The 24,586-nt window shown below is 62.3% G+C and carries 13 protein-coding genes; 8 read left to right on the top strand and 5 right to left on the bottom strand.

Features of this window, described 5'->3' with window-relative positions:
• Positions 1-7: 7 nt before the first annotated feature.
• The 3 genes from P0645_RS18550 to P0645_RS18540 are packed head-to-tail and all read right to left on the bottom strand — an operon-like array spanning position 8 to position 4,887.
• Complete coding sequence (locus P0645_RS18550) at positions 8-1,954, bottom strand: type IV secretory system conjugative DNA transfer family protein (protein WP_284166040.1); 1,947 nt, start codon at positions 1,952-1,954, stop codon at positions 8-10.
• On the bottom strand, positions 1,947-4,298 hold the full coding sequence (locus P0645_RS18545; protein ID WP_284166054.1) for a relaxase/mobilization nuclease domain-containing protein: 2,352 nt from the start codon (positions 4,296-4,298) through the stop codon (positions 1,947-1,949). The genes P0645_RS18550 and P0645_RS18545 overlap by 8 nt, the downstream gene beginning before the upstream one ends.
• Entirely contained in the window at positions 4,285-4,887 is a 603-nt protein-coding gene (locus tag P0645_RS18540; protein WP_284166039.1) for a helix-turn-helix domain-containing protein, read from the bottom strand. Before P0645_RS18540 ends, P0645_RS18545 begins: the two co-directional genes overlap by 14 nt.
• 561 nt (positions 4,888-5,448) lie before the next feature.
• On the opposite strand from P0645_RS18540, the gene P0645_RS18535 reads away from it, so the two are divergent.
• The 3 genes from P0645_RS18535 to P0645_RS18525 all read left to right on the top strand — a co-directional run bounded on the left by P0645_RS18535 (position 5,449) and on the right by P0645_RS18525 (position 7,157).
• Positions 5,449-6,168: a ParA family protein gene (locus P0645_RS18535; protein WP_250045590.1), complete on the top strand. Its 720-nt coding sequence runs from the start codon at positions 5,449-5,451 to the stop codon at positions 6,166-6,168.
• A 247-nt stretch (positions 6,169-6,415) separates the two neighbouring features.
• Complete coding sequence (locus P0645_RS18530; RefSeq protein ID WP_284166038.1) at positions 6,416-6,835, top strand: hypothetical protein; 420 nt, start codon at positions 6,416-6,418, stop codon at positions 6,833-6,835.
• A gap of 151 nt (positions 6,836-6,986) precedes the next feature.
• On the top strand, positions 6,987-7,157 hold the full coding sequence (locus tag P0645_RS18525; RefSeq protein ID WP_284166037.1) for a hypothetical protein: 171 nt from the start codon (positions 6,987-6,989) through the stop codon (positions 7,155-7,157).
• Positions 7,158-7,506: 349 nt separating this feature from the next.
• On the opposite strand, the gene P0645_RS18520 is transcribed toward P0645_RS18525, so the two are convergent.
• Positions 7,507-8,151 carry an RING finger protein gene (locus tag P0645_RS18520; RefSeq protein ID WP_284166036.1) on the bottom strand — a complete coding sequence of 215 codons (645 nt, stop codon included), beginning with the start codon at positions 8,149-8,151 and terminating at the stop codon, positions 7,507-7,509.
• Between the two features lie 3 nt (positions 8,152-8,154).
• On the opposite strand from P0645_RS18520, the gene P0645_RS18515 reads away from it, so the two are divergent.
• Positions 8,155-8,385: a hypothetical protein gene (locus P0645_RS18515; RefSeq protein ID WP_284166035.1), complete on the top strand. Its 231-nt coding sequence runs from the start codon at positions 8,155-8,157 to the stop codon at positions 8,383-8,385.
• A gap of 24 nt (positions 8,386-8,409) precedes the next feature.
• Here the strand turns inward: P0645_RS18515 and P0645_RS18510 are convergent, their stop codons facing one another.
• A complete protein-coding gene (locus P0645_RS18510; RefSeq protein ID WP_284166034.1) occupies positions 8,410-9,021 on the bottom strand; it encodes a recombinase family protein in 612 nt (203 codons plus the stop codon).
• Positions 9,022-9,141: 120 nt separating this feature from the next.
• On the opposite strand from P0645_RS18510, the gene P0645_RS18505 reads away from it, so the two are divergent.
• From P0645_RS18505 to P0645_RS18490, 4 genes are all read left to right on the top strand, one after another.
• Entirely contained in the window at positions 9,142-12,024 is a 2,883-nt protein-coding gene (locus tag P0645_RS18505; protein WP_284166033.1) for a Tn3 family transposase, read from the top strand.
• Positions 12,025-12,136: 112 nt separating this feature from the next.
• Entirely contained in the window at positions 12,137-13,189 is a 1,053-nt protein-coding gene (locus P0645_RS18500) for a helix-turn-helix domain-containing protein (protein WP_284166032.1), read from the top strand.
• 237 nt (positions 13,190-13,426) lie between these two features.
• Entirely contained in the window at positions 13,427-23,998 is a 10,572-nt protein-coding gene (locus tag P0645_RS18495) for a PKD domain-containing protein (RefSeq protein ID WP_284166031.1), read from the top strand.
• Positions 23,995-24,480 carry a hypothetical protein gene (locus tag P0645_RS18490; protein WP_284166030.1) on the top strand — a complete coding sequence of 162 codons (486 nt, stop codon included), beginning with the start codon at positions 23,995-23,997 and terminating at the stop codon, positions 24,478-24,480. Before P0645_RS18495 ends, P0645_RS18490 begins: the two co-directional genes overlap by 4 nt.
• The last annotated feature ends 106 nt before the right edge of the window (positions 24,481-24,586 follow it).

Genomic DNA, 24,586 nt, shown 5'->3' with positions numbered 1-24,586 from the left:
ATGCAGATCACCCGTACCGAGCGATAATTGCTCTCGTAGTTTGAACTGCCGAAGCCAGCGCCGTACGGTCTGTGCTCGAAATACCCAATCCCTCGATATCAAGTGACAGCTGTCCCTGGCCACCGCCACTCGCAGCTGCGCGGGCCGCGCGACCGCGTGCCTTCGCTAAACTGACAGGATCAGTCTTCGGCGGATTCGGGCCGGCTTCCCGTGCGACATTTGCCGCCCTCACCTCCTGCAGCTCCTGCTTCAGCTTCTCCACCGTTTCCCGCGTCTCGGTCATCTGCCGATCCCGCCGCAGTCCGTCTTCATCCGGGTACGGGAAACTCCCCGCCTGCCCCGCGTGAAGCACCTTCAGCGCCGGGTCTTCGAAATACTTGATCCGCCGCGCACGGATCGGCATCTGTGCATCAATCACGAGGATCACCTCGTCGAGGTCCATCCGCCGGGCTTGATCCTCGGTCAGAAGCGGCGTGTCCTCTGTCCGCTCGGAGACGCTCCGCCCCTCGAACGGGTTGCGCCCGACCGCACGCGACCTGGTCACAACGCGCTTGGTGGTCTTGCCGACAGCCTGGCTCAGTTCCTCGATCGTCTTCTGCTCGGACGGGGTGAGGTAGAGCTTCACGCCTGCGCCGCCCTGCAGCGACCTGCGGGTGTTTTCGCCATAGATCTCGTCCAGCGCAGGGATGGTCTGGGTGACGATGGCGAGGTTGCCCCCGAAAGAGCGCAGCGTCTTGATGCTTTCGGCGACGATCGGCATTTTTCCGAGCCGGTCGAACTCGTCGAGCATGATCATCACGGGCCAGGGCTCGTCATCGCCCGGCTCTTGCGCCTGCAGCGAGGCGATCAGGTCCGAAAAAAAGAGTCGGATCAGTGGGGCCAGCGGGCGGATCATCTCGGACTCGACCACGAGATAAATCGCATGCGGGCGGCGCCGGATGTCCCGGAAGGAGAAATCCGAGGTCGCGGTGGCTGCGTCGATCGCCCGGTTGTCCCAGGTGTCGAGACCCGAGGTCATCAGAAGCGACAGGTACGAGGTCAGGGTGTCGTTGTTGGTGGAGGCCATGCGTTCGAAGATCAGCTTGGCCGAGGTGTTCTTCACCTCCTGCGCGCGCTTGAGGTATTCCTTCTGCTTGTCACCGCCCGAGGCGGTGATGCGGTAGATCTCGCCAATGGTCGGTACGCCTCGCTCGAAGGCCAGAAGACCGGCCGCCACGAAGAGGTCGATGCCGCCTGCCAGAAGACCGCTCAGCTTTTCGTTGTCGGTCTGCAGGAAGAGCTTCGCGGTCAGCTTTAACTCCATCTGTTGCCGATCGGGGTTGGTCATGGCGGCGATGCGCGCCAGCGGGTTGTAGCGGTGGGTGGGTCGGTCCCAGTCGGTCGGCGCGAAACGGAAGACTTTGTCGCCCATACTTGCGCGGAAGCGTGAGGTCTCGCGGAAGTTCTCCCCCTTCACGTCGAGCACCACGGCCGAGCCTTTGTAGGTGAGCAGGTTCGGGATCACGAAACCCACGCCCTTGCCCCGGCCCGTGGGCGCCACGATCAGCGCATGCGGGAAGGTTTTGGACACGAGGAAGGGGCGTCGTGAATTCGGGGTGCCGAGCTTGCCAAGAAGGAAGCCACCGCCCGGCTTGGCGAAGAAGCCGTTGCGCTTCATCTCGCTCCGGGTCTGCCAATGGGTCGTGCCGAAGCGCGTCAGGGCCTCCCCCAGAAGCGTGACGCTCAACATGAACGCAGCGATGCCAAAGCCTGAGAGGATCAGGTTCACCCAGAGGAAGTCCCGAGGGGCGTTTGTTCCGAGGGCGCGATACTCGCGCGCGAGCAGGGTGAAGTCGAAGGCGTTCGTCGCCAGCCCATAGCGGATGGTCAGGTAGCCTGTTGCCACGACATAGCCGATGGCGAGGCCAACCAGCGTCAGGCTCAGGATCCCGCCCGCGATCTTGCCCTTATCCATGGGTGATCCCTTTTTCGCCATGGGCCGCGGCGTGACGCGCGCGCTGCGCCTCGATCTGTTCCTCGGCCAAGGCATCCAGAACCCGCTCCATGGCGGGTCCGTGGGCAGTCACCTCACTGCTCTCCAGATAGGCCTTCGCGAGCTCCAGCTGCCGCAGCGGATGTTCGGTGAACTTGTCCAGCACATCTGCATGGCCGGCGCGCAGGGCGGTGACCGCGTTTGGCGCGAGGTTTCTGTCGACCTGCTCGATCAGGCGCTGCCCGGCTGTTTCGGAGAGAGCTGTGCCATTCTCGGCCTCGGCCCGCCGGAGGAAGGTCATCACATCAGGGGCGGTCTCGGCCATGAAGCGCCGCTCGGCATAGTCTTGCCGCGCTTGGTCCTCGATGTCGAAGCTACGCTCACTGATAAAGGCGCGTGAGGCCCCCATGGCGCGCAGCCGGTTGATCTCATCCTGCACCGCGGTACCGAACTCTTCATCGGGCATTTCCGCGCGGTAGCGCGCGAGGGTGCGGTCATCCTCGGTGATCGGACCAAGATGTTGCGAAGGATCGCGCAGAGCAAGGTCCATGTCGCCCGCGTGGAGCCTGCGATCCTTCTCCTCGACGGCGAACTCCTGCGGCTTGCGGCTGTCGGTGATCTTGTCCCAAGCCATCGAGGCCAATTCGGCGTGATCGGGCGATCGCTTTGCATAGGCGTTGAAGGCGGCGCGGGCTGCTTCCACTTCGACAGCACCCGCCCTGCGCACGGACGGGTCATCCGAGAACGGATGAGTGAAATCCGTCCGGCGAAACTGGGCGACCAGCTGCTGGAAGTCCTGCCGCTCGGACGGGGCGAAGGCGTCCGGTCCCGCGTGGTCGAGATCGCGGCCCAGTGGCGTCAGACGCTCGGTAAGCGAGACCTCGGCATCCTCCGCCTCATCGACATCTTCGACCGCCCGCAAGATGCGCGCATCGGTCAGAGTATCGCCTAGGCGGACGTGAACGGCTTCCAGCCGGTCCAGCGCTTCCTCGCGACCCTCGCCCTTCTCCAGATCAAGGTCGCCCGCCGTGGCGATGGCGCGCAGATCCTGCGCGAGCCACTGCCGTTCGAGGGCTGCATTGGCGGCACCCTCACGCATGCGGGCGGCAACCGCCTCGGGATCGATGCCCGTGCCCTGCAGCGCCTCGCTGAGGCGCGCCTTAACCGCATCGTCGTCGAGGCGCCCCATCTGGTCCTCGCGTATGTTGGCCCGCACATAGACCCCGTCCCGGGATGGTGCATCGAGCAGCGCAGCCGAGCGGTCTCCAAGCGGATTGAGATGCGCGACCGAGGCCAGCACATCGGTGAGCTTGCGCTCGATTTCCGGCCGCTCGGCTGCGGGCGCCCGGTCGATCGCCGCTTCGATCTGACGGATGTTTTGAGTGAACTCGGTGATCAGCGTGTCGAACGCCGTTTCGTCTTGGGACATGTAGATGGCTCCGTCAGATTGGATCTGACCGCCGCTCGCAAGGATAGTGCTGGCCCGCTCGAGCGCCTCGGCCACGTCATCGAAATTCGACCGGGACGCCTCGACCGACAGGCCGCGATACGTCAGCGCGTTTCGCGCCACCGTCTCCAGGGCTGCGGCCAGGTCGGCCCCCGTGCGCTGGCGCTCGACCGGCGGTCGGCCCTCGTCACGGGCTTTGTAGACCTCGTCTATCTCGGCGCGGTAGGTCGTGACCCCCCGGTCAAGACGCCGTGTCGCCTCGAGCCGGATCCCGTGGACCTGCGCCGCCTCGACCATCGCCATCCGGAAGGCGTCGTAGTTGAAGTGGTGATCCTTCCCGAGAAAGAACATTTCGCCATCCTTGCTGCGGCGGTTCAGAACGATATGCGCATGTGGATGCGCGCGATCTTGGTGTATTGCAGCAATATAGTCGAATTGCGACCCCTCACCTTGAAAGAACTTCTCGCAAACGGCTTCCGTGATCGCGCGCACCTCTTCGCCGCTGGTGCCGACGGGAAAGGCCATCAGAAGATGCGAGGTATGGCCGAGCTTGGGGCTGTGCCGTTCGCCCCACTGGTTTTCAAAGCGCCGCACAACCCGGTCGATCTCGGCCTCGGTCAGGGTCTTCTTGCCATCATGGGTGCCGCGGCTGTCGAGGATGTGGCTCGACTTGGTGGTGAGATAGGTCAGCTGGGCCTTCAGCTGCGCGCCGGTGTGGCACCCGCCCTTCGAGATCGGCTTGAAGATGGCCGGGGAGTAGCCGCGCGCCGCCCGAACCATCTGCGCCTTCTTCGCAAGCCCCTGCCAACTGCCTGAGACCCGGCTCCAGTCGCGATCGAAGAGGGCGGGCCCGACGCCGTGCGCCTCACTCCGCGCCATGTTCGGCCACCTGCGCCGCTTCCTGCCGTGCCAGACCGGCGAGCGCCTTGGTGACCTCGAGGTCCAGATCGCGACGCCGCGCGCGGAACATCTCCTGGATCTGGTCGGCCATGTCGAAGACGAGCACCGCGAGATCGCGGATCTCGGCATGGCTGACGGGGGTATAGGGCAGACGCTCCCCTTTGAGCTTCGCCTCGTTCAGGCGGCGCGCAACCTGGTTCACGTTGTTGCCGACCCGGTTCAGCGCCGCGCTCAACCCCCTCAGTTCATCTGTCATGCCGTTGTCCGGTCGAAAGAGATCGTTGGCCGCGAGCATCAGGCATCGCATGGCGTCCGAACGATGCGCGATCCCACGCCGCGCGAGAGCAGCATCGAAGCCGCGAAGGTCGCGCTCGGTGACCCGCATGGTCAGCACGCGGGTGCGGCTGTCGTTGGCGGAGACGGCGGAACGGCCCCGGCCGAGCACATTGTAGACGGTCTTGGGCGAGACCTTCAGTGCTGCACTGATCGCACTGACGGAGACGCCTTTCGCCCGCTCTCGGACGATCTGACGGCGCTCCTGATCGGTCAGTCTGCGACTGTGCCCCATGTGAAGTATACGTTCCTATTTCTTGCCAACTTCGTACAAGCCCGCCTTCTCCCAGCACAAGCGGAGAAGGCACCAAGGGCTTGTACTCAATGTAGAAAATCGGCCAGACAGGCCGATTTGACGTCCTTTGGCAAATGCAGCGCGCAAGGCGCTCAACGCAGCGCGTCCCACGTTGCCTGCACCCCGCATCGCGTCCTTTGGACTGCGTTTTGCGCGCCCTGCAGTACGGCTTCTGGCGAGTGCCCGATGGCATGTGCCGCCTGCATCACGCGTGGTGCCGGATGGCACACGTCCTGTGCGGAATGCGTCGCGTTTTCTGCAACACGGACAATGGGCCATGTCGAAAGTCGCACGTCATCTGGAGCCTGCATCGCGCAGACAGGATAACGTCGGCTGCCGCGTGCAGCGTGTCGTCCGCCCCCCGCGCGACGCACCATGCGCCCCGCGTTCCGCCTGAGGCAGCCCGTATCCCGTCTTCTGCTTGACGCCGTCACGCGCAGGGGTTAGCGACGCGCAAACATCTTTGCTGCGTTTCACCATTATTGCGAGAGGTCCGCACCCATGCCGAACGACAATCTCGTGGTGATCGCTGCGATGGCCCGGAAGGGAGGGAGTGGCAAGACCACGCTCTCGCGCGCCTTGATCAGCGCTGCCGTTGCCGCCGGACGTCGCGTCCTTCTGATCGATACCGACAGCACCGGCGTGCTCGGCACATGGCACAAGCGGGCTGAAGCCGCGGGTTTGGGATCGCCCCTGCTGCGCTCGGCGACTGTCGAAAGCGTGGGCGCCGTGGATCGCCGGATCGAGCAAGTCTATGCGGCGGACTCGGCGGATTTCATCTTCATCGATACGGCAGGCGTCGGGGCCGAGTGGTCGGACGGGATCGCCGTTCTGGCCGATCACATCGTGACGCCCGTGATGCTCTCGACCTCGGATCTCGATGTCGGCGCGCAGACCGCCGACTGGTTCGAAAAGCTCCGCGCTCGCGTCGATGACCCCGAAAGCCTGCCGCGCCACCATGTCGTTCTGAACATGGTAGACCCCAAGACTACGCGCGCCGATGCCGCCCTCATCGAAGCGGCGATCGCGCGGTTCCCGGTGGTCGAGACCGTGATGATGCGGCGGAACGTCTACAAGGAGATGGACGAGAAAGGCCTCCTGCACGCGGTGGCGTTACAAAAGCAGGCCGATCCGAACCCCCTCATGCGGCCCCATGTGCGCCATGTGGTCGAGGCCCTCGAAGAAGCGACCGACATCCTCAACAACATCCTCGCGGCTTGAGGACGGGGCGGTGAGGAAGAAGATCCCGACCATCACACGGCCCGACCCGACCTATGCCGCATCTCTGCGTCCAGAGGTGGAAGAAGACCCGGGAAGGGTAGAGGTGCGGCTCGCGGAGGTGATGCCAGAACCTGGTAGCGTGCAGCCCGCAGTCCTAGACGATCACGCTGCTTCGCCGCCAAGGACGCAGCCTGCGCCCTCTCATCAAGCCAGACAGGAGGCAACTGGACCCGCTGAGCATGCGGTCATGTCATCGCCAACCCGAACGCGGCACAGTCCGGCGACGCGCAAGATCGACATCCGGGTGAATGCGCTGGAACGGCAAGAGGAAGCCCTGATCGATTGCGGCGTCGATCCCGCCCATGTCATCCGCGCCGCCCTGCGCCGCGCGGTCAAGAACTGGGAGCTTGGGTCCGAGTTCGTCCCCCCGTCGGAAGAGCAGCGGACACGGATCACCGAATGGCGCGCACGCACCTCGCTGGCGGTCGATGCCCCTGCGCTGACCGCCCTCCTGCGCGCCCACGACCCGCTCGACGTGCTCAGCAAATGGACCCTGATCCGCGGGCAGTTGGAGCCCCGTGTCTGGGCAGAGATCGACATACTTCTGGACGAGATCGCCGTTCGCGCTGCAGCGCAGAATGCAGAAAAGGATACGCCAGAAACCTGACTATAAAGACAACTTGTCCTTTTGTCGGTGGGTTCTTGCCGAAGCCGCCGACTTCATCTTGCAGTTGCAGAAACCCATCCCTAAGACGTTCAAAACGATATTGCGGCCTCGTTGTTAACAAGTCCTGAGGTCAGTTTGAGAGGAGCACATCGTGACCACTTTTCCGCGGCTTACGGCCGAACCGATCATGCGCATCCTCTGCAAGAAGACCGACACGCTTGTGGGCTACCTGTACCAATGGAACAATGGCGACCTGCAGCCTGCCTGGCTCGATGATGCCATGCCCGACGTGCGCTACGAGCCGATGGTCGAGGCCGCCTGACAGGCATGATCTGACTGCGGGCCAGGCAATCAAGGGCGGCGCGGAGTGCCGGTCGCACAGCAGGCCATGCCAAATTCTGCGCGTCATGAGTTATAGACTGGACTTCTATAACTCATGCGTTGGAACGGGACCCATTCCGACCGGCCCAGTTTCTTTTCTTTCAGCCCCCCCGTCCAACCTACCGAGCCGCAGTACTGCGGCTCCTTTGAAGGCGTAGCTTTTGCGGCGAGGGATCATAGAGGCAACGGATCGATCATCCGTGAACGCACGCGCACGGTTCTCGGAGCGGCAAGGGCAGACTGGAGGCCGGTGGCCTTCTCATGTGGTGGCGCCGCGCCCCTACCAGTATCTACGGTGAAGACCTCTGCCCTGAACGGGCACTGCTCGCATCATCCCGAAGCCCCGCAACGAGCCTCTCGACAAGCTCTACGGCCTCGGTGACGCCTTCGCTGCGAAGTACAAGGCGCTGGCCGGGCTGGTAGCGGGTGTCACCGCTCTTGGCAATATACTCCTCATCGACAAGCCCCTGTCGGTGGGCAAGCAGATGGCGCTGCTGGAACGCCCGCGCGAGTTGGTCGAGGGAAGGGGCGTCGAGATGGGCACCATAGCCCTGCCCCGTCGCCTGCTGCCAAAGGGTACTGCCCTCTGCAAGGTTCTGGAATGCGTTCCGCCTTGCCTTCGGAGGCGCGGGAAGCTCCACAAAAAGAGCTTCGACCACACGCTGAAAGGCGGTGACAGCGTTTTGCAAGCCGTTTTCGATCACGACGCGCACGGTGGTTTCGGCGGTGTCCCGATCCGGCATTGCGGCGCGCACCTGGTCGAGCGCGCCAAGGGTGGCCTTGATCCCTGCAATGGTCTGCTCGAAGACCTGCTCGGCAGCGCTATGCCCGCAGGCGGGGCAGAAATACGCAGCCCCGATCACTGCGTAGCGGCACGCACAGGACGGACAGGTGATCTTCAGCGCCATCGGGTCGGTGGCGGCTGGGGGCAGCATGACATGCTGCGGCCGGGAATCCACTTTCATCGTCATCGAAATAAAGCCGCCGCGCGGCCTGCTCCGGTTGAACCGGGCAGAATCGGCTTTGAGCGCCTTGCTGAACTGTGCTTTGAACTGCGCGATGGCAGCGGCCTTGGCGTGCTCGACCTGCTGCTGCGTCCACCAGCGATCGCTATGATCGGTATGGCCGCAGGCGGGACAGTGAAGCCGCTCTGCCTCCTTGGGGTCTGATGCCGGAGAGTGCAGAATCCTACGCTAAGCGGTGAGAACCCGTTTCCCGTAATCGCGCAGATTGCCGTTCGGGTCGACATATCGGTAGAGTGTGACCGGTTTGACCCCCAATTCCTTACAAAGTTCTGAAACCGATGTGTCGCGGCTGGCCATGGCAGCTTGGGCCATGCGGACCTGAGTCTTTGTCAGCGCAAACTTCCTGCCACCTTTCCTGCCACGGGCGCGGGCGGCTTGGAGCCCGGCCATTGTGCGTTCGCGGATCAACTCGCTTTCAAATTCAGCCAGAGCCGCAAAGATACCAAATGAAAGGCGACCAGCCGCAGTCGTGGTATCGATCTGCGCGCCTTGCCCGGTGAGCACTTTGAGGCCAACGCCGCGCTCGGACAGCATGCTGACAGTCTTGACCAGGTGATGCAGGCTCCGGCCCAATCGGTCGAGCTTCCACACAACCAGAACATCGCCCTCACGCAATGCCTTGAGACAGGCCTCCAGACCGGAGCGGTCATCTTTCTTTCCGGATGCCAGATCCGAGTAAATCTGGTCTTCTTCGACGCCTGACGCGATCAGAGCATCCCGCTGCAAGTCGAGGGACTGGCTGCCGTCGGCTTTTGAGACGCGGGCATATCCGATCAGCATGTTTCACAAACGTTCGTTTGAGACGACCTGGAAAACGACGCGCTTTCAGCCATCCGAACAATTCCTTATTCAGTATCTTAATCATCAATACGCAAACCATATGCAGAAAGCAAAAGGAACATGACGCATCGTACTATCCTCACCGAGCGTCAGCGCTCAGTACTTTTTGATCTTCCGACCGATGAAACGGCGATGTTGCGCCACTACACCCTTGCGGACGACGATCTGGAAATCATCCGCGCCCGCCGCCGCCCCCACAATCGTTTTGGGTTTGCTCTCCAGCTTTGCGCATTGCGCTATCCCGGTCGGTTGTTGACCCCGGGCGAGGTCATCCCAATGGAGATCACGCGCTTCCTGGCTGCGCAGCTTGGGCTGAAGTCAGACGATCTGGCTGGATATGCAAGCCGCGAAGAAACGCGTCATGAACATCTGGCGGCCCTGCGGGAACTCTATGGCTACAAGATGTTCACTGGCCGAGGATCGCGCGACCTGAAGGCCTGGCTGGAGAGAACAGCCGAAACTGCCCGGTCGAACGAGGACTTGGCGCGGCGTTTCGTGGAACAATGCCGGGCGACCCAGACCATTCTACCGGGGATTACGGTTATCGAACGCCTTTGCGCGGATGCACTCGTTGCTGCAGAGCGACGGATCGACGCTCGGATTGCCGACCGGCTGGACGATGAGATGTGCAGCCGACTTGACGCGTTGCTGACGGAAATGGCGGACGGTTCTGTCACCCGCTTTGTCTGGCTGCGCCAGTTTGAGGTGGGCCAGAACTCGGCCGACATGAACCGGCTGCTCGGCCGGTTGGAATTCTTGCAGACCATGGCCGTGGACCGAACCGTCCTGTCGGGTGTGCCGCCCCACCGTATCGCGCGCCTCCGACGGCAAGGTGAACGTTACTTCGCTGGAGATCTGCGGGATATCTCCGGCGACCGCCGCCTTGCCATCCTCGCGGTCTGCGCTCTGGAATGGCGCAGTGCCATTGCCGATGCCGTGGTCGAAAGCCATGACCGGATTGTGGGGAAGACGTGGCGCGAGGCGAAACGCGTATGCGATGCTAGGGCAGATGACGCCAAGGCTGCTTTGAAAGACACCTTGCAGGGCTTCTCAAATTTTGGATCAGCTCTGCTGGAAGCACATGAAGATCAGGCCTCCCTGATCGAGGCCATTCAAAACGCCGGAGGCTGGTCATCGCTGAGGGGGCTTGTTTCCACCGCCGCCCAACTGACCGACACATTGGCGGCTGATCCACTGGCACATGTTGTTCACGGGTATCATCGCTTCCGACGCTATGCGCCGCGCATGCTGCGGGCGCTCGATATTCAGGCGGCGCCGGTGGCCGAACCGTTGCTTGCCGCCGCCGACATCATCGCGGGTACGGAAACGACGACTACCCGGCCACTGACCTTTCTGCGCCGGGCTTCGAAATGGCATCGACACTTGAATCACGACGATGGGAACCGGCTTTGGGAGGTGGCGGTCCTGTGCCACCTGCGCGACGCATTCCGTGCCGGCGACATCTGGCTCACACATTCCCGCCGATATGGCGATCTCAAGGACGCGCTGGTTCCGACAGAAGTTGCCACGGCCACGCCAAAACTGGCCATGCCGTTTGAACCGGAGCTCTGGCTCACGGATCGAAAATCTCGCCTGGCCGACGGCTTGGAACGACTGGCCCGCGCCGCCAGGGCGGGTGCCATTCCGGGAGGTTCTATCGAAGGTGGCGTGCTCAAGATCGACCGTCTGACGGCGGCTGTCCCCGATGAGGCCGATGCCATGGTGCTCGATCTTTACAACCGCCTGCCGGAGATCAGGATCACAGACCTCCTGCTCGAAGTGGATGACGAGATCGGCTTTACCGAGGCCTTCACCCATCTGCGCACCGGCGTTCCATGCAAAGATAGGGTCGGCATGTTGAACGTGCTGCTGGCTGAAGGGCTGAACCTTGGCCTCAGCAAAATGGCTGGGGCCACGAACACCCATGATTATTTCCAGCTCTCGCGCCTGTCGCGCTGGCATGTGGAAAGCGAGGCGATGGCACGCGCCCTGGCCATGGTGATCGAAGGTCAATCTGCCTTGCCGATGGCCCGGTTCTGGGGCGCAGGGCAGACCGCTTCGAGTGACGGACAATTCTTCCCGACCACGCGCCAGGGCGAGGCGATGAACCTGATCAACGCCAAATACGGCCATGAACCCGGTCTGAAAGCCTATACCCATGTCTCTGACCAGTTCGGCCCTTTCGCCACCCAGACCATCCCGGCCACGGTGAACGAGGCCCCTTACATCCTGGACGGCCTGTTGATGACAGACGCAGGCCAGAAAATCCGCGAACAGTATGCTGACACGGGCGGCTTCACCGACCACGTCTTCGCCGTCACCGCCCTTCTGGGCTTTCAGTTCATCCCCCGCATCCGGGATCTGCCATCCAAGCGCCTCTACCTCTTCAATCCGGCATCCTGCCCGAAAGAGCTGACGGGCTTGATAGGCGGCAAGGTCAGGGAACCTGTCATCAGCTCGAACTGGCCCGACCTCCTACGCGCAGCGGCCACCATGGTTGCTGGCGCGATGCCGCCAAGCCAACTCTTGCGAAAATTCGCTGCATTTCCCCGACAGCATGAACTTGCGGTAGCATTGCGCGAAATCGGCCGGATCGAACGGTCGCTGTTCATCATCAATTGGCTGCTGGATGCCGACATGCAGCGCCGTGCCCAAATCGGCCTGAATAAGGGCGAAGCGCATCATGCGCTGAAAAACGCCCTGCGCATTGGTCGCCAAGGTGAAATCCGTGACCGAACAGCCCAAGGCCAGCACTTCCGAATGGCCGGGCTGAACCTGCTCGCCGCTATCATCATTTACTGGAACACCAAGCACCTTGGCCAAGCTGTCACGGCGCGCCAACGCGACCGTCTGGATTGTTCACCAGATCTGCTAGCGCACATCTCGCCACTCGGATGGGCCCACATCCTTCTCACCGGTGAATACAGGTGGTCAAAAAAGTGATCAAATCGCCTTAGCGTAGGATTCTGCACTCTCCGGCATCAGACCCCTAGTAGGGCAGGGGTGGCCGCGGAAAACACTTATCTAATGTTCATTTCTGGCATATTCTGCATATATGCGACGTCAACGATCTGACAATGATGCTATTTCTTCGCCTCCCGGCTTCGCCGAGGAGAGCGATGAGGCCGACCTCTGGTTCCTGCCCGGGCCGCCCGAGGACGAACCCGATCTCCTGCCGCCTCTTCCGCGACCGGAACCAACCGAAGCGACCCTGCCCGACCCCTGGCGCGTGGCGCAGGCAGTGGAGGCCAAGCGCCTTGCCCGGGTCGCGATGCGGCTTGGGGCACTGGACGACCGGCTCCGTCGCGGACCACCCGGCTGGCGACACCGGCTTGCACTGACCGAGGCCGCAGACCTCGGCTGGTTCGCCGGTGCCCGCATCCCGGCCGACCGGCTCGGGCTCTGGATCGTGCTCAGGACCGGATCAGTCGAGGAGGAGGACAGAACGCTCGCCAAGACCGGCTGGGCCTTCCGCCGTCTTTCGGGCGGGCCGGGGCCCGACGCGGACCTTGCCGCGTTCCTCGGACGCCATGACACCAGCACAACAGGGGCACCCCTCGCAGACCGCATCACCGGCTGGACTGAGCTGATGGCCGAGACCCATGACCTCCACCCGCTGACCCGCGCCTGCTTGGGCTTCCATCTCTGGCCGATGGCCGGGATCGGCCCCGAAGGCGAGCGGCTGGAAGCCGCCGTCACTGCCGCCCGGATCGCGGCCGAAGACTGCCGCAGCGGCGCGCTCTTCGCACCTCTCACCGCCGGCGGGGCAGGGGGCCTGCGCGCGACCGGAACCCCCGCCCGCCGCCTGCGCCACTGGCTCGACGGCATCGATGCGGCGATCGCTGCCACGATGCTGACGCTCGACATGCTGGAAGACTGGCGGGGCAGGGCAGGGGCGGCTGCCGCACCCCTGTCCGGCCGCACCCCGCCACTTCTCCTCGACGCCCTCACCGAATGGCCGCTGGTCTCGGCCCCGATGGCGGAACGGCTGACGGGCCAAAGTCGCGCCGCCGTCCAGCGCGGCCTTGCCTGGCTGGAGGCCACTGGCCTTGTCCGCGAGATCACGGGGCAGGGAAGGTTCAGGTTCTGGACGGTGCAAAGGCCTTAGCCGTCTGCAGGCAACGGTTGGCGTCTGGATAAGGGCGCGCGGGCAATGGCAAGGATGGCGAGGCACCGTGATGCACGGTTTAGGTCGATCAGCTACAGAGCACGATACAACGGGTGCGTTTAGCTTAGCGGCCACTGTTTCCGTCTTCGCGATAGATTGTCACTCCCTGATTGGTTGACCTAGCGGTTCGCTTCGCATCTTTCAGCATACAAACAGTTTTCCGTCGGAGTGGTTGGGATGATGCGTTTGGTTGTTGGATTTGTTCTTTTGTTCTCATGCTTCTCCTGCCCCAGCCTCTCAAGCGCTCAAACCGCTTCCGCAAATGCACTCGGATATGGAGCGCCGCTGACGGCGAGGGTGGGCCAGTCCGTGTTGCTGGATCCTACCGATGGGTTTGAAGCGGCACCGGGAGAAGCGTTGAGAGTACAGTGGAGCTGGGCGGAGCGTCCGGCTGCCAGTGTCGCGGACTTCAGTGATCCAGCCGATTTGCGACCAACGGTTATGTTGGATGCGGCGGGCACATACAGGGCGCAGGCATCGTTCTTCGCGACGACTGACACGACAGGCTTGACGCCTCTGCATATTGTCGAGGTTGACTTTGGGACTGACAATCTGGCGCCGATCGCGGTTGTGCGCGGGCGTGGTCTGCCAGGGGGGGCGACGCCGCTGCAACTCGATGGCAGCGCGAGTTATGATGTCAACGGCGATCCGCTGACCTATCAATGGACGATCGAGGCGGCGCCTGCCGGGAGTGTGGCACGCATTTCGAACACGACTGCGGCGATGCCGCGCCTCACCATGGACCTCGAAGGGCGGTATCTCATTGGCCTGAGGGTGCAGGATGCTGCGGGTCTGACTTCGCCGCTGACGACCTATGATGTGGAGTTTCTACCGAGAACCGGACGCACCGACATCTATCGCGACAGCTATGACCAGACCTTCTTGAACAGTTCTGGAAGTGACGTGCATGATCTTGGCGACCGCTCGCTCGCCAGCGTTGCGACCGATGATTTCATCGACGGATTCGATCTTGATACGGGTACCGGCGCCCCATTCGACACGATCAATGTTACGATTGACGGGACGGCCTATCAGCTCGCGACACCGCAAAGCTTTCTGCACCTCGCAGACGCGCTCGAGCTCGACGCGTCGGACGAGACCAGCGCCAAGATGTCGAGCGATCCCGCCTCGAGCGATTTGACCTTCATCTTTGGGGGAGACGCGGGGTCGGTCACCGTGCGCGGCGTGGTTGGCGCGCTTCTGACCCGTTCCGAGCTCGAGGCCGCGAGCGTCGATCTTTATGAGGGGGTTGGTGGTCGCCAGGTGCGACCCGTCGCTTCGGCGCGCTTCGATCAACTGAAGGGGGCGGTGGGCGAGGTCGTGCAGATCGAGCCCTATGCCTCGACGGACATTGATGGTAACCGCCTGATTCCGGCCAGCAATCTGCTGATACGTCCGGCGAGTTCTGCGGCCAGCCTTGGGGCGGCGGGCGACGGCGCGGTCACGCTGACGCCGGACGTTGACGGGGATTATCTTGTTTCAGTGACCGCCGAAGATGGGATGTTCCGCTCGGCCGATCAGATCCTCATAAGCGTTGGGGCGGGTGCCTCAACCCGGCCCTTTGCGCGTATCGCGCCGGTTTCGGCAATCGTCGGCAATCCAGCCAAGCTCGACGGTACCCAGAGTTTCGATATGGACGGTGATCGGCTGACTTATGCCTGGTCCGTTCTTCGCACACCGGCCGGGAGCGCGGTCGCCTTGACAGGCTCTAACGAAGCTGTGGCCAGCTTCACCCCCGATCAGGCGGGCCTCTATATTTTCCAGCTGCAAGCGTCGGATACGACACAGGTTTCGGTTCCGACGACCCTCGCGGTCGTGGTTGGTGCACCGCTTCCGGTCGCCGAAGCAGGCGCTGACCAGAAGGCCGGCAATCTCGGCTCGGTCACGGTCAGCGGAACGCAATCCAGCGGATCGAGCCTTACCTACCGTTGGGCCGGCATCGGTCTGACCGGTGACGGCGGCACGCCGGCGATTGCAAGTCCCGCCGCTGCGACCACTTCGGTGACCCTTTCGCAAAGGAGCGGACACTTCCGTGACGTGATCGCCACGGCGCCGGTCTATCAGTTCAAGCGGTCGGACCGTGGCGGCTTGTGTGAGTTCGATACCCGGGCGCCTGATGACGCCGCCGGATCCAGTCCCAACCAGGGCATTTCTGTCAGCCTGATTTCGCGTGGTCGGCAGAGCCTGCAAGGTGGTGATATCTTCGTCTGGGAGGTCGAAAACAAGACGACCGTAACTCAGTCGGTGACGCTGAAGGACAGCGCCGGTGTGATCCATGGCACCTGGCGCCTGCCGGGAAGGGTCGCGATTTTCGTCACCACCGCACCGATCGGCAACAAGACCATGAATGCCCTGATCGGCGCAACCTCCTATGCGAGCGATCGCGCCAAGAACAACCCGTTCAACCGCAACAATCCGGTCTGCACCGGCCCGGGTGCCGCTGTCATGCAACTGGTGGTCAAGAATACTGCCGGTATCTCGCTACCCGACACACTCTACATTGGCAATCAGAACCTGCGACCTGTTCTGGCGCGGCCAGCCCTTGTCGAAGCGCAGCGCGGCGAGACGGTTTCTCTGGAAGCAAACGCGGTTGCGAGCGACGCCGATGGCGATGCGCTGAGCTTCAGATGGTCGATCCTGAGCGCCCCTGCACGCAGCAACGCGGTCATAAGCGCTACAAGCGGCGCCTCTGTCTTGATCCAGACCGACGTGTCCGGGCGCTATCTCGTTCAGCTCGAAGCACACGACGCCGTCTGGAATGCAGTTCCGGTGGTTTTCGAGATCTTCGTGCCAAACAGTGTTCCCGTCGCTGCGGCCAGCCTTTCGCCCCAGACAGTCTTTGTCAGGGAGAGTGTCAGCCTCGATGGTTCGGGCTCTTTCGATCCTGACGGAGACAGCCTCACCCATGAATGGACAATCGAGAGCCGCCCCGCCGGGAGCGTTGCCGCGATCGCCGATCCCTTCGCTCCGGTGACGAGCTTTAGCCCAGACAAAGTTGGAAACTACACATTCCGGCTGGTCGTCCGGGATCATGAGCTGGCATCCGCGCCAGCGGAAGTGACTCTGACCGTCCCGAACCGGGCGCCGGTTGCCAGCTTCGTCGCACCCGCCCAGCTGTTCGTCGGCCAACCGGCGATTTTCCTGGCCGACGGATCCTCTGACCCGGATGGCGATGCGCTGAGCTTCCAGTTCTCTGTCATCAACGCCCCGTCTGGGGCCAATCCCGATCTGAACGACCTTGGCGGCGGCAAGTTGGAGGTCACCGTCGACCAATCCGGCGATTACGAGTTTGGCGTTATAGTTTCAGATGGGCTTGCTACCGAGACCGCTTCGGTCGTGGTCACCGCCAAACGACCCAACCAACCCCCAATCCTGTCCGATCTCAACCCCTCCTACACGGTTGAGGTTGGCCTTGAACTTGCGCTGGACCTCTCCGCTGTCGATCCAGACGGTGGCCGGGTAACCTATTTTGCGAGCCCCCTGCCGCTCGTTCAGGGCATGGTGCTCGATGCCGCGACCGGCCGGATCCGCTTTCGACCCGAGGCAAGCCAGCTCGGCACCTATCAGGTGACCGTCGGCGCATCGGACGGCATTTTCACGGACAGTCAAACTCTCGTCTTGAATGTTGTGCCCGCCAATGCAGGCGAGACTTCGGTCTATGGTTTCGTGCTCGACGCCATCGACAAGGCCAATGGCGTGGACCGACCGCTGGCTGGCATTCCGGTGCGGCTGCAGAACGCCGCGCTCCAGACCACGACCGACGCAAATGGCCAGTTCAGCTTCGGTAGCCTGACCGCAGGCGCCGACCTCTTGCTGATCGAGCCGTCAGCGGCGGGAGGGCCGGGGGGCTACGCACCGGCGACGCGCACGATCACCGTCACGGCCGACCAGCGCCGCGATCTAGACCCCGAGTTCCTGCTGACACCGCTGAACGATGGATGCACCGATGTTGTCGCCGGCAAAGACACAAACCTGACCGGCACCATATCGGGCGTCACAGTGTCGATCCCCGCCGACAGCATCACGACCACCAGCGGCAGTGCCTACGACGGCCAGGTCTGCCTCGGCAGCCTGCCCAAGCTGTTTGAGCACGAGGCCATGCCGCAGGACACCAAGGCCTGCCATATTTACGCGCTCGACGCGCCCGGCGCCATCTTCACCCAACCCATCTCCCTCGCCGCGCCCAACGACGACCATCTGCCCGAGACCGCCAATCTCGAACTCTGGCAGCTCGGACCCGCGGGAACCGCCTTCCACAAAACAGGGCCTGCTTCCGTCGAACAAGGTGCCGCCAATGTAACCGCCGAACTCTCAAACCCAGCACCAGGAAACCTTTTCTCGTTCCTACCAAAAGCGCCGATAACGAAGGTAGCGGAGGATCAGCCGCAGGGTATGGCTCAGCTCAGCATGTTCGGCGGCGACCTGGCGCAGACCTATTCATTGCCGGGCTACACAGCCTTCAACCAGGACCAGTCGATCACACTGGCCTACCATTCCGTGGCAGCAGATCCCGCTCCAATTCTTGCAGGTAACGTCACAATCGCAGCTGACAGTTCCCTGCCGGTTACATTGTCAAGCCGTATCCTGCTGGGCGGGCTTAACATCACCGACACAGTGACCTGGAACCCCCGCGTTGGTGCGAACGGGCTGACCCCACCGCTCATTGGGCAAGCCCTGACTTTGCGTCAATCGACGCCGCTCGACGCGACCGGCCTTGCGAGCGGCCGCTACAAATATGCGTTCAGCGCGCTCGCGACCTATGACTGTTCTACGGTCGGCGCCAGCCACAAGGCGGAAGTCTACGTCCACAACGAAACCCAAAGCCTTTTCGGCCGTGGTTGGGCGATTGATGGCCTCCAGCATCTCGCCCAAAGTCCCGACGGTTCCGTCGCGATCATCGACGATGACTCCACCACCACATTCGATCCGGAACCGACGCTGAGCGAATTCGAAAGCGATCCGCTTGTGTTTGCGAACGACGGTGGCGTTGGTCTCGATACCGGGGATTTCGACAACAACGGCTTGGTGGATGTAGCAGTAACGGAGTCGGGAAGCGGCAGTATCCGCACATTCCTGAATTACGGAAATCGTGACGTCCGAGAAGCACAAACGATCGAGGTTGGCACTCCCGTCAGCGTTCCGCAAACCGGTGGCTACGGGCCGGATGTTACTGGCGTTGCAAGCGGTGATTTCAACAATGATGGCGCAGACGATGCCGCGTACACGCTGCAGTTTGGCCGCGGATATGGGTACCTGCTAAGTGATGGCAATGGGCACCTAGCCAAGGCCTTTGAGACGCTTAATGTTGGCGACGCTTACGACGTAAAGGTTACAGACCTAGATCGGGACGGCTATGATGACATCATCTATATCGTCAACGAAGGTTTCTGGATCTTCGCAATCGATCGCGTGAAGGTCAGCTACGGCGGCCCCAGCGGTTCGTCCCCGCCCGTGATAATCTCTACCGATAGTAATGGCCAGGGCCCTGTATCACTTGATATTGGCGATATTGACGGCAATGGCTTCACCGACATTGCCTATCGCAGCAACCGCGTCGGGATTAACTTTGTATTCAACGAAGGTGGTCGACGCTATCAACAGAAACTTCCCTATCTGGGTGAGTTCCAGATCAACTTGAAGGGCGATTTTCATCGCCTGGTGGACGCCAACTCGGACGGCCAGCTCGACCTCGTTACCAGTGAGCCCAACCAGACCTACCTATATCTGAATACTGACGGGAGGACCTTTGGACCGCCCGCGGCAATCCCTCGTCCGCCGACAATCACCGCTTCGGCGGACGTCAGTCTCGCCGATGTCAATGACGACGGACTTGTCGATGTCATCCTCTCCGACAGCATCGGTGTCCAGGTTCACAAGAACAATGGCGATGGTACCTTCCAACCCTACGAAACCGGTCTCGTGAACTACCCGCTGCATAGTTTGGAAATCGTCGATATGGATCAAGACGGTGGTCTCGATCTGGTTTCTATCGACCGCTTCAACGTCCGCGTGCACTTCTCGAAACCTTCGACAAGTGGCGTCCTGGTCTCGCGAGATGGGCAGTTCTCAAAGCTTACGAAGCAAGCTGATGGGAGCTGGGTCAGACTCTATAAGGATGGCTCGACCGTCGAGTTTGATGCGAATGGCCTTCAGACCGCGGCCGTAGATCCTTGGGGCAATCGTCGCACATATGGCTATGACGACAATGGCCGTTTGGCGACGATCACCGACCAGGTAGGGGGCGTTACAAACTTCAGCTACGATACCAATGGCCGGGTTGCCTCGATCACCTACCCAGATGGTCGCACCACGTCCTTTGAATATGATGATGCAGCGCAGCTTACCGATGTCATTGAGCCGACAGGAAGCTCAGTCCGCTATCGCTATGACGACAATGGCCGCCTCGTTGCGGTAACCGATCAGCAAGGCAACACGACCGAGCACACCTACACCTCAATCGGCACTTACGCCGGATCGCTCTTCCCGAGCGGCGCTACAATCCGCAATGAGGCTGGCGCAGCGGTGGGGATCGCGGACCTAAACAGCGCGCCGCAACCCCTGGCATTCGTTCAACCGGAAGACCGTGTTTCCTACCACACGGATGAAAAGGGCGGTGTAACCAAGGTTGTAGTAAATGCGTTCGGCGCGATCGTTGAAACCATCGACCCGATGGGTAGGCAGACGCTCATCGAGCGCAATGAGGACAATCTGGCGGTGCGCGTCAGTGTTCCGACAGGAGAAGCCAACACGAATTCCCAGATGACCGCCCTGGCGCCGGTCGACTCCGCACGCAGAGTTGATGAGTTCGAGTATGACGCTCGCGGCAATATGACTGCCATGCGAATGGCGGTGGGCACGCCGCTGCAGCGAGAACGACTCTACAGGTATGAGGCGATCTTCAACAATTTGACCAAGTTTACCGACTTCGATGGGGCCGTGACTACCTATGCCTACAACGGCTTCGGTGAACTGACCTCGACGGTTGATGCCGAGGGCAAGGTCAGAAACTATGATTACAATGCTGTCGGCCTCTTGCAGGCAATAACCGACGAGCGAGGCAATACCGAGAACCGCAGCTACAATGCCAATTTCAATCTGAGCTTTGTTCAACACCCCGACGGTACGGTGACACGTTTCGCATATGATGGTCGCGGCAATGTAACCGAGCGGAAGGATGCCGAAGGCCTGCCAGAGGAGCGGACAGCCCGCACGACCTATGACTTCCGGAACAATCCGTTGACCGAAGAGGTGCTTAACGCTTCTGGCCAACCCATCGGCGGTACGCTGACCTACCACTACAATGCTTCGGGCAATCCGCTTGGGGTCACCGACGAGACAGGGTTGCGGACAGAGTTCGTTTATGACCCGATGAACCGCCAGATCGCGGAGATCACCCCCGCTGCGGGCCGACGCGAATTCACGTACAACCTCGCGGGCGAGATAACTGCAGAGACCGACGCGGAGGGAGCGACCGACAGCTACGATTATGACATTGTTGGACGTGTTACGCGCATGGAGGATGCGGTCGGCAACGTGTCGGAATTCACCTACGACCTCGCCAACAATCTCGTCAGCGTGAAGGACGGAAAGGGCAACGTCACCCTTTTCACCTACGACATTCTCGGGCGCCGGACCTCGCGCACCAACCCGCTCGGTCAGACCATCCAGATGGCGTACGATGTCCGCGACAATCTTGTGGAGATCACCCGCGAAGATGGCACTGTCGAGACCGCGACCTATGACCGGCTCGGCCAGCGGCTCACGGTCACGACGCCCGACAATATTCTGAGATTCAGCTATGATGAGAAGGGCAACCTGACCGGCGCCACCGACAATGACAGCGCGCTTGCGCTCGGATACGACCTGCGCGACCGGCTTGAGACGGTCTCGACCGGTGGAGGGGCCGGGCTGCAGCCCGCGACGACGCTCACCTACAGCTACAATGCGCTCGGCCAGCGCCTGTCGCTGAACGACGGGCTGGGCGGCGCCTGGACCTATGCGCTGGACGGACAGGGCCAGGTCACCTCGATTACCGCACCCTGGGGTGAAGCCTATGCGATGGCCTACGACCCGGCGGGACGCCGGACGAGCCTCGCCTCCGACGATGGCCGCGCCAGCGCGGCAACCTACGCCTCGGGTCGCCTCGAGCAGCTCGAGCATTTCCAGAACGGTGTCGCCATCGCCCGCTCCGGCTTTGCCTATGCGCCCGACGGTCAGATCGAGCTCCTGCGCGACCTTGCCGAGCCGGCCCAGTCCGAGACGCTGACCTACGACCTCGCCAACCGCCTGCTCGGCGTCGCCGAAGGCACGCCCATCGCGGACGGCGGTGTCCCTGTCCCGACTGAGGACTATGATTATGACGCGACGGGCAACCGTACGGCCAGCCACCTTTCGGCAATCTACCTGGTGGACGAACATAATCGGCTGCTGGAGGATGACACGTTCACCTACAGCTACGACGCCAAGGGCAACCGGATCAGCCGGACCACGAAGGCCGACGGGTCGGTAGAGCGCTATGTCTACGACAGCCAGAACCGGCTGATCGGCTATGCCAACGCCACGCTCAGCGCACGCTATGCCTATGATGCGCTAGGCCGGCGGATCGCCAAGGTACTGGACGGTCCGGGTGCGCCGATCGATCGGCCGCCGCTTGATCCGCTGGCGCTGAAGCTCACGGCGCAGGCAGGGATCGATATTCCCGACCTCACGCTCACCGGTGCCTTCACCATCGAGGGCTGGGTCCGGCTGGATCCCGGCATCGACAACCGCGACGGGCTGTTGCGGTCCGATCCCAGCCAGCCGGTGCAGGACCTGAACTTCTACGCCGGGCGCCTCAGGCTCTATTCTCCGGGGTCGGGTGCGGTGGACAAGATCGTCGCGGCAACCCCCGTGGCGGCGAATGTCTGGACCCATTACGCGGTGACGCGGGCGGCGGACGGCACGATGAAGCTTTATGTGAACGGTGTGCTGGATGCGACGGCGGGCGCGTTCACGGCACCCTTCAACGTGGGCCTTCTCGGCCAGACGGCGGCCGGGGTGACGGCGGGGCAGTTCGACGACATCCGCATCTGGACGGTCGAACGCACGGCGGCAGAGATCGCGAACGCGCGGTCCGCCTATGTCACGCCGGGGACGGCGGGGCTCCTGCGGCTCTACCGGTTCGACGGCGACACGACGGCGGTCACCGACCGGGCCGGCACGTCGGCCGCGGCGCCGCTCGCGGCGGGCACGAGCCTTGTCGCCTCCACTGCCACCGTGGCCCCGGATCCCACCCCCCTCCCCCCCCCGGGTCCGGGCGCCGAAATCACCGCCTATGTCTATGACATCGGCGCGATGTATGATGTGACCGGGCACGACCGTCTTCTGGAATATCGCGACGGCATTCTGGCGCGGCGCTGGGTGCACGGGCAGGAGATCGACGAGCCCTTGGGGTATGAGGACTATGCCGCCTCGACCGACCCCGGCGCGGGCCGGGCCTATGCGCTGCATGCCGACCGTCAGGGTTCCGTGATCGCGGTGACGGATCAGGCGACGGGGACGGTCGCGGCGCGCTATGACTATGATGCGTTCGGCGGGCGGACGGCGCTTCTGGAGACGGCGGCGCAGGATTATGGCTTCACGGGGCGGGAATATGACGCCGAGACGGGGCTCTACCATTACCGGGCGCGGGTCTATGACCCGGGCGTGGGGCGGTTCCTGCAGGCCGATCCGCTGGGCTTCGCGGCGGGCGACGTCAACCTCTACGCCTATACCTGGAACGATCCGGCCAACTGGTCGGACCCGTCGGGGCTGACCTCCTCGTCGGAGAACAGCAGCCAGTCGCCCGGGACGGCCGCGATGGCGCGCTCGGCGGTCGATACGGTGAAAGAAGGGGTGATGTGCGTTGCGAACCGCATCGGCTCGGCGCTGACCGAGATCGGGCCAGCGCTGATGAGCGGCAGTCCGGAGATCCAGATCACCCAGATGGCGGCCGAATGCGCGGTCGAGGCGATCGTGCCGTCCTGCGGCTGCGGCTCGGCGCTCGACGAGATGGTCGGCGCGCTGATGCAGGCAGGCTCGTCCTTCCCGGAGGGGACCGAGGTTCTGACGCCGTCGGGCAAGGTCCGGATCGAGGACCTTCGCGAGGGCGATCTGGTGATCGCGCGGAACGAGGAGACGGGGGAGGTCGGGCCCTATCCCGTGGCCGCGATCATGGGGCGTCAGGCGACGGATCTGGTCTGGCTGGGGCTGGAGGCGTCGGGGCAGAGCTCCCGGCTCGGCGTGACGGCGGAGCATCCGCTCTATGTCGAGGGCCGGGGCTGGGTGCAGGCGGGCGAACTCGTCCCCGGCGACCGGATCGTGGATGCCGACGGCGGGGTGATCACGGTCGTCTCGACGGAACTGGACAACACCCCGAGGCTCGTCCACAATCTCGAGGTCGCCGGTGCCCACACCTACTTCGCGGGCGAGCTGGAGGCGTGGGGGCATAATGCGAGCTTCGAGCAGGCGCTAAACCAAGCACTCGATTATGTGGAGGACCTCTCCGGGCAGCCTTTCTGCAATATCGGATCAACGCCAAGCAAGGATGGAGGGATAACTTTGCTTGGTGCAGGGGGATCGTATCTGCGCATAGAGGATGATACCGGATACCCTACGCGCTCAGGTAAGAACCATGGGCCACACATAAATGCAGGGTGCAAAAAGAAGGGGAAGAGAACTTTCTCGTTTACGGGAGGTTTGCCGAAATGGGTTAGGAGTGCTACTAAATGAGGAAGGCAGATATTTTCCCGGACCGTGAGAGCTGGGATGATTTTTTGCTAGAATTGAAAAAAAATACGATCCCGTATGAAATAGTCACCCCGAGCGCTGGGGATAGAATAATAGAGCTGGCGGACAAGTATCATGACTTCAAGAAGAATAAATTCTACCTGACCGAGGTAGATCATAATGCGAAGGTCGTCCTGCCTGAAAGCTCTCAGGAGGTGAAGGATATATTTGCAGAGACCGAAATAGCGTCACCCGGAGAGTTGATTTATGTGCTTGCCGAGCCATGGGCATCCGGGGTTGCCGTCGATGGTCGTGATGTGCCGACGGTATTAATGGCTGCCGCGGAAAATCTAATGCTTGGCATGAATATCTTGGCTATTGACTGCCATCATCAACTTATTGCGGTGATTAGGCTCGATCTGCTTACTATGCTTGTGCCACTTGATCTTAGAAGGAAGCCAACGAGCAGTCAAGCCGCCGATTAGTTTGGTGACGACCGCCTATGCCTATACCAATGACGCCTTTGGCCGGGCGGACGGCGCTTCTGGAGACGGCGGCGCAGGATTATGGCTTCACGGGGCGGGAATATGA

The organism is Frigidibacter sp. SD6-1, from assembly GCF_030143255.1.
Taxonomy (GTDB): domain Bacteria; phylum Pseudomonadota; class Alphaproteobacteria; order Rhodobacterales; family Rhodobacteraceae; genus TMP-24.
Note: the sequence above shows the minus strand (reverse complement) of the source record. Positions and strands in the feature narration are given on the sequence as shown.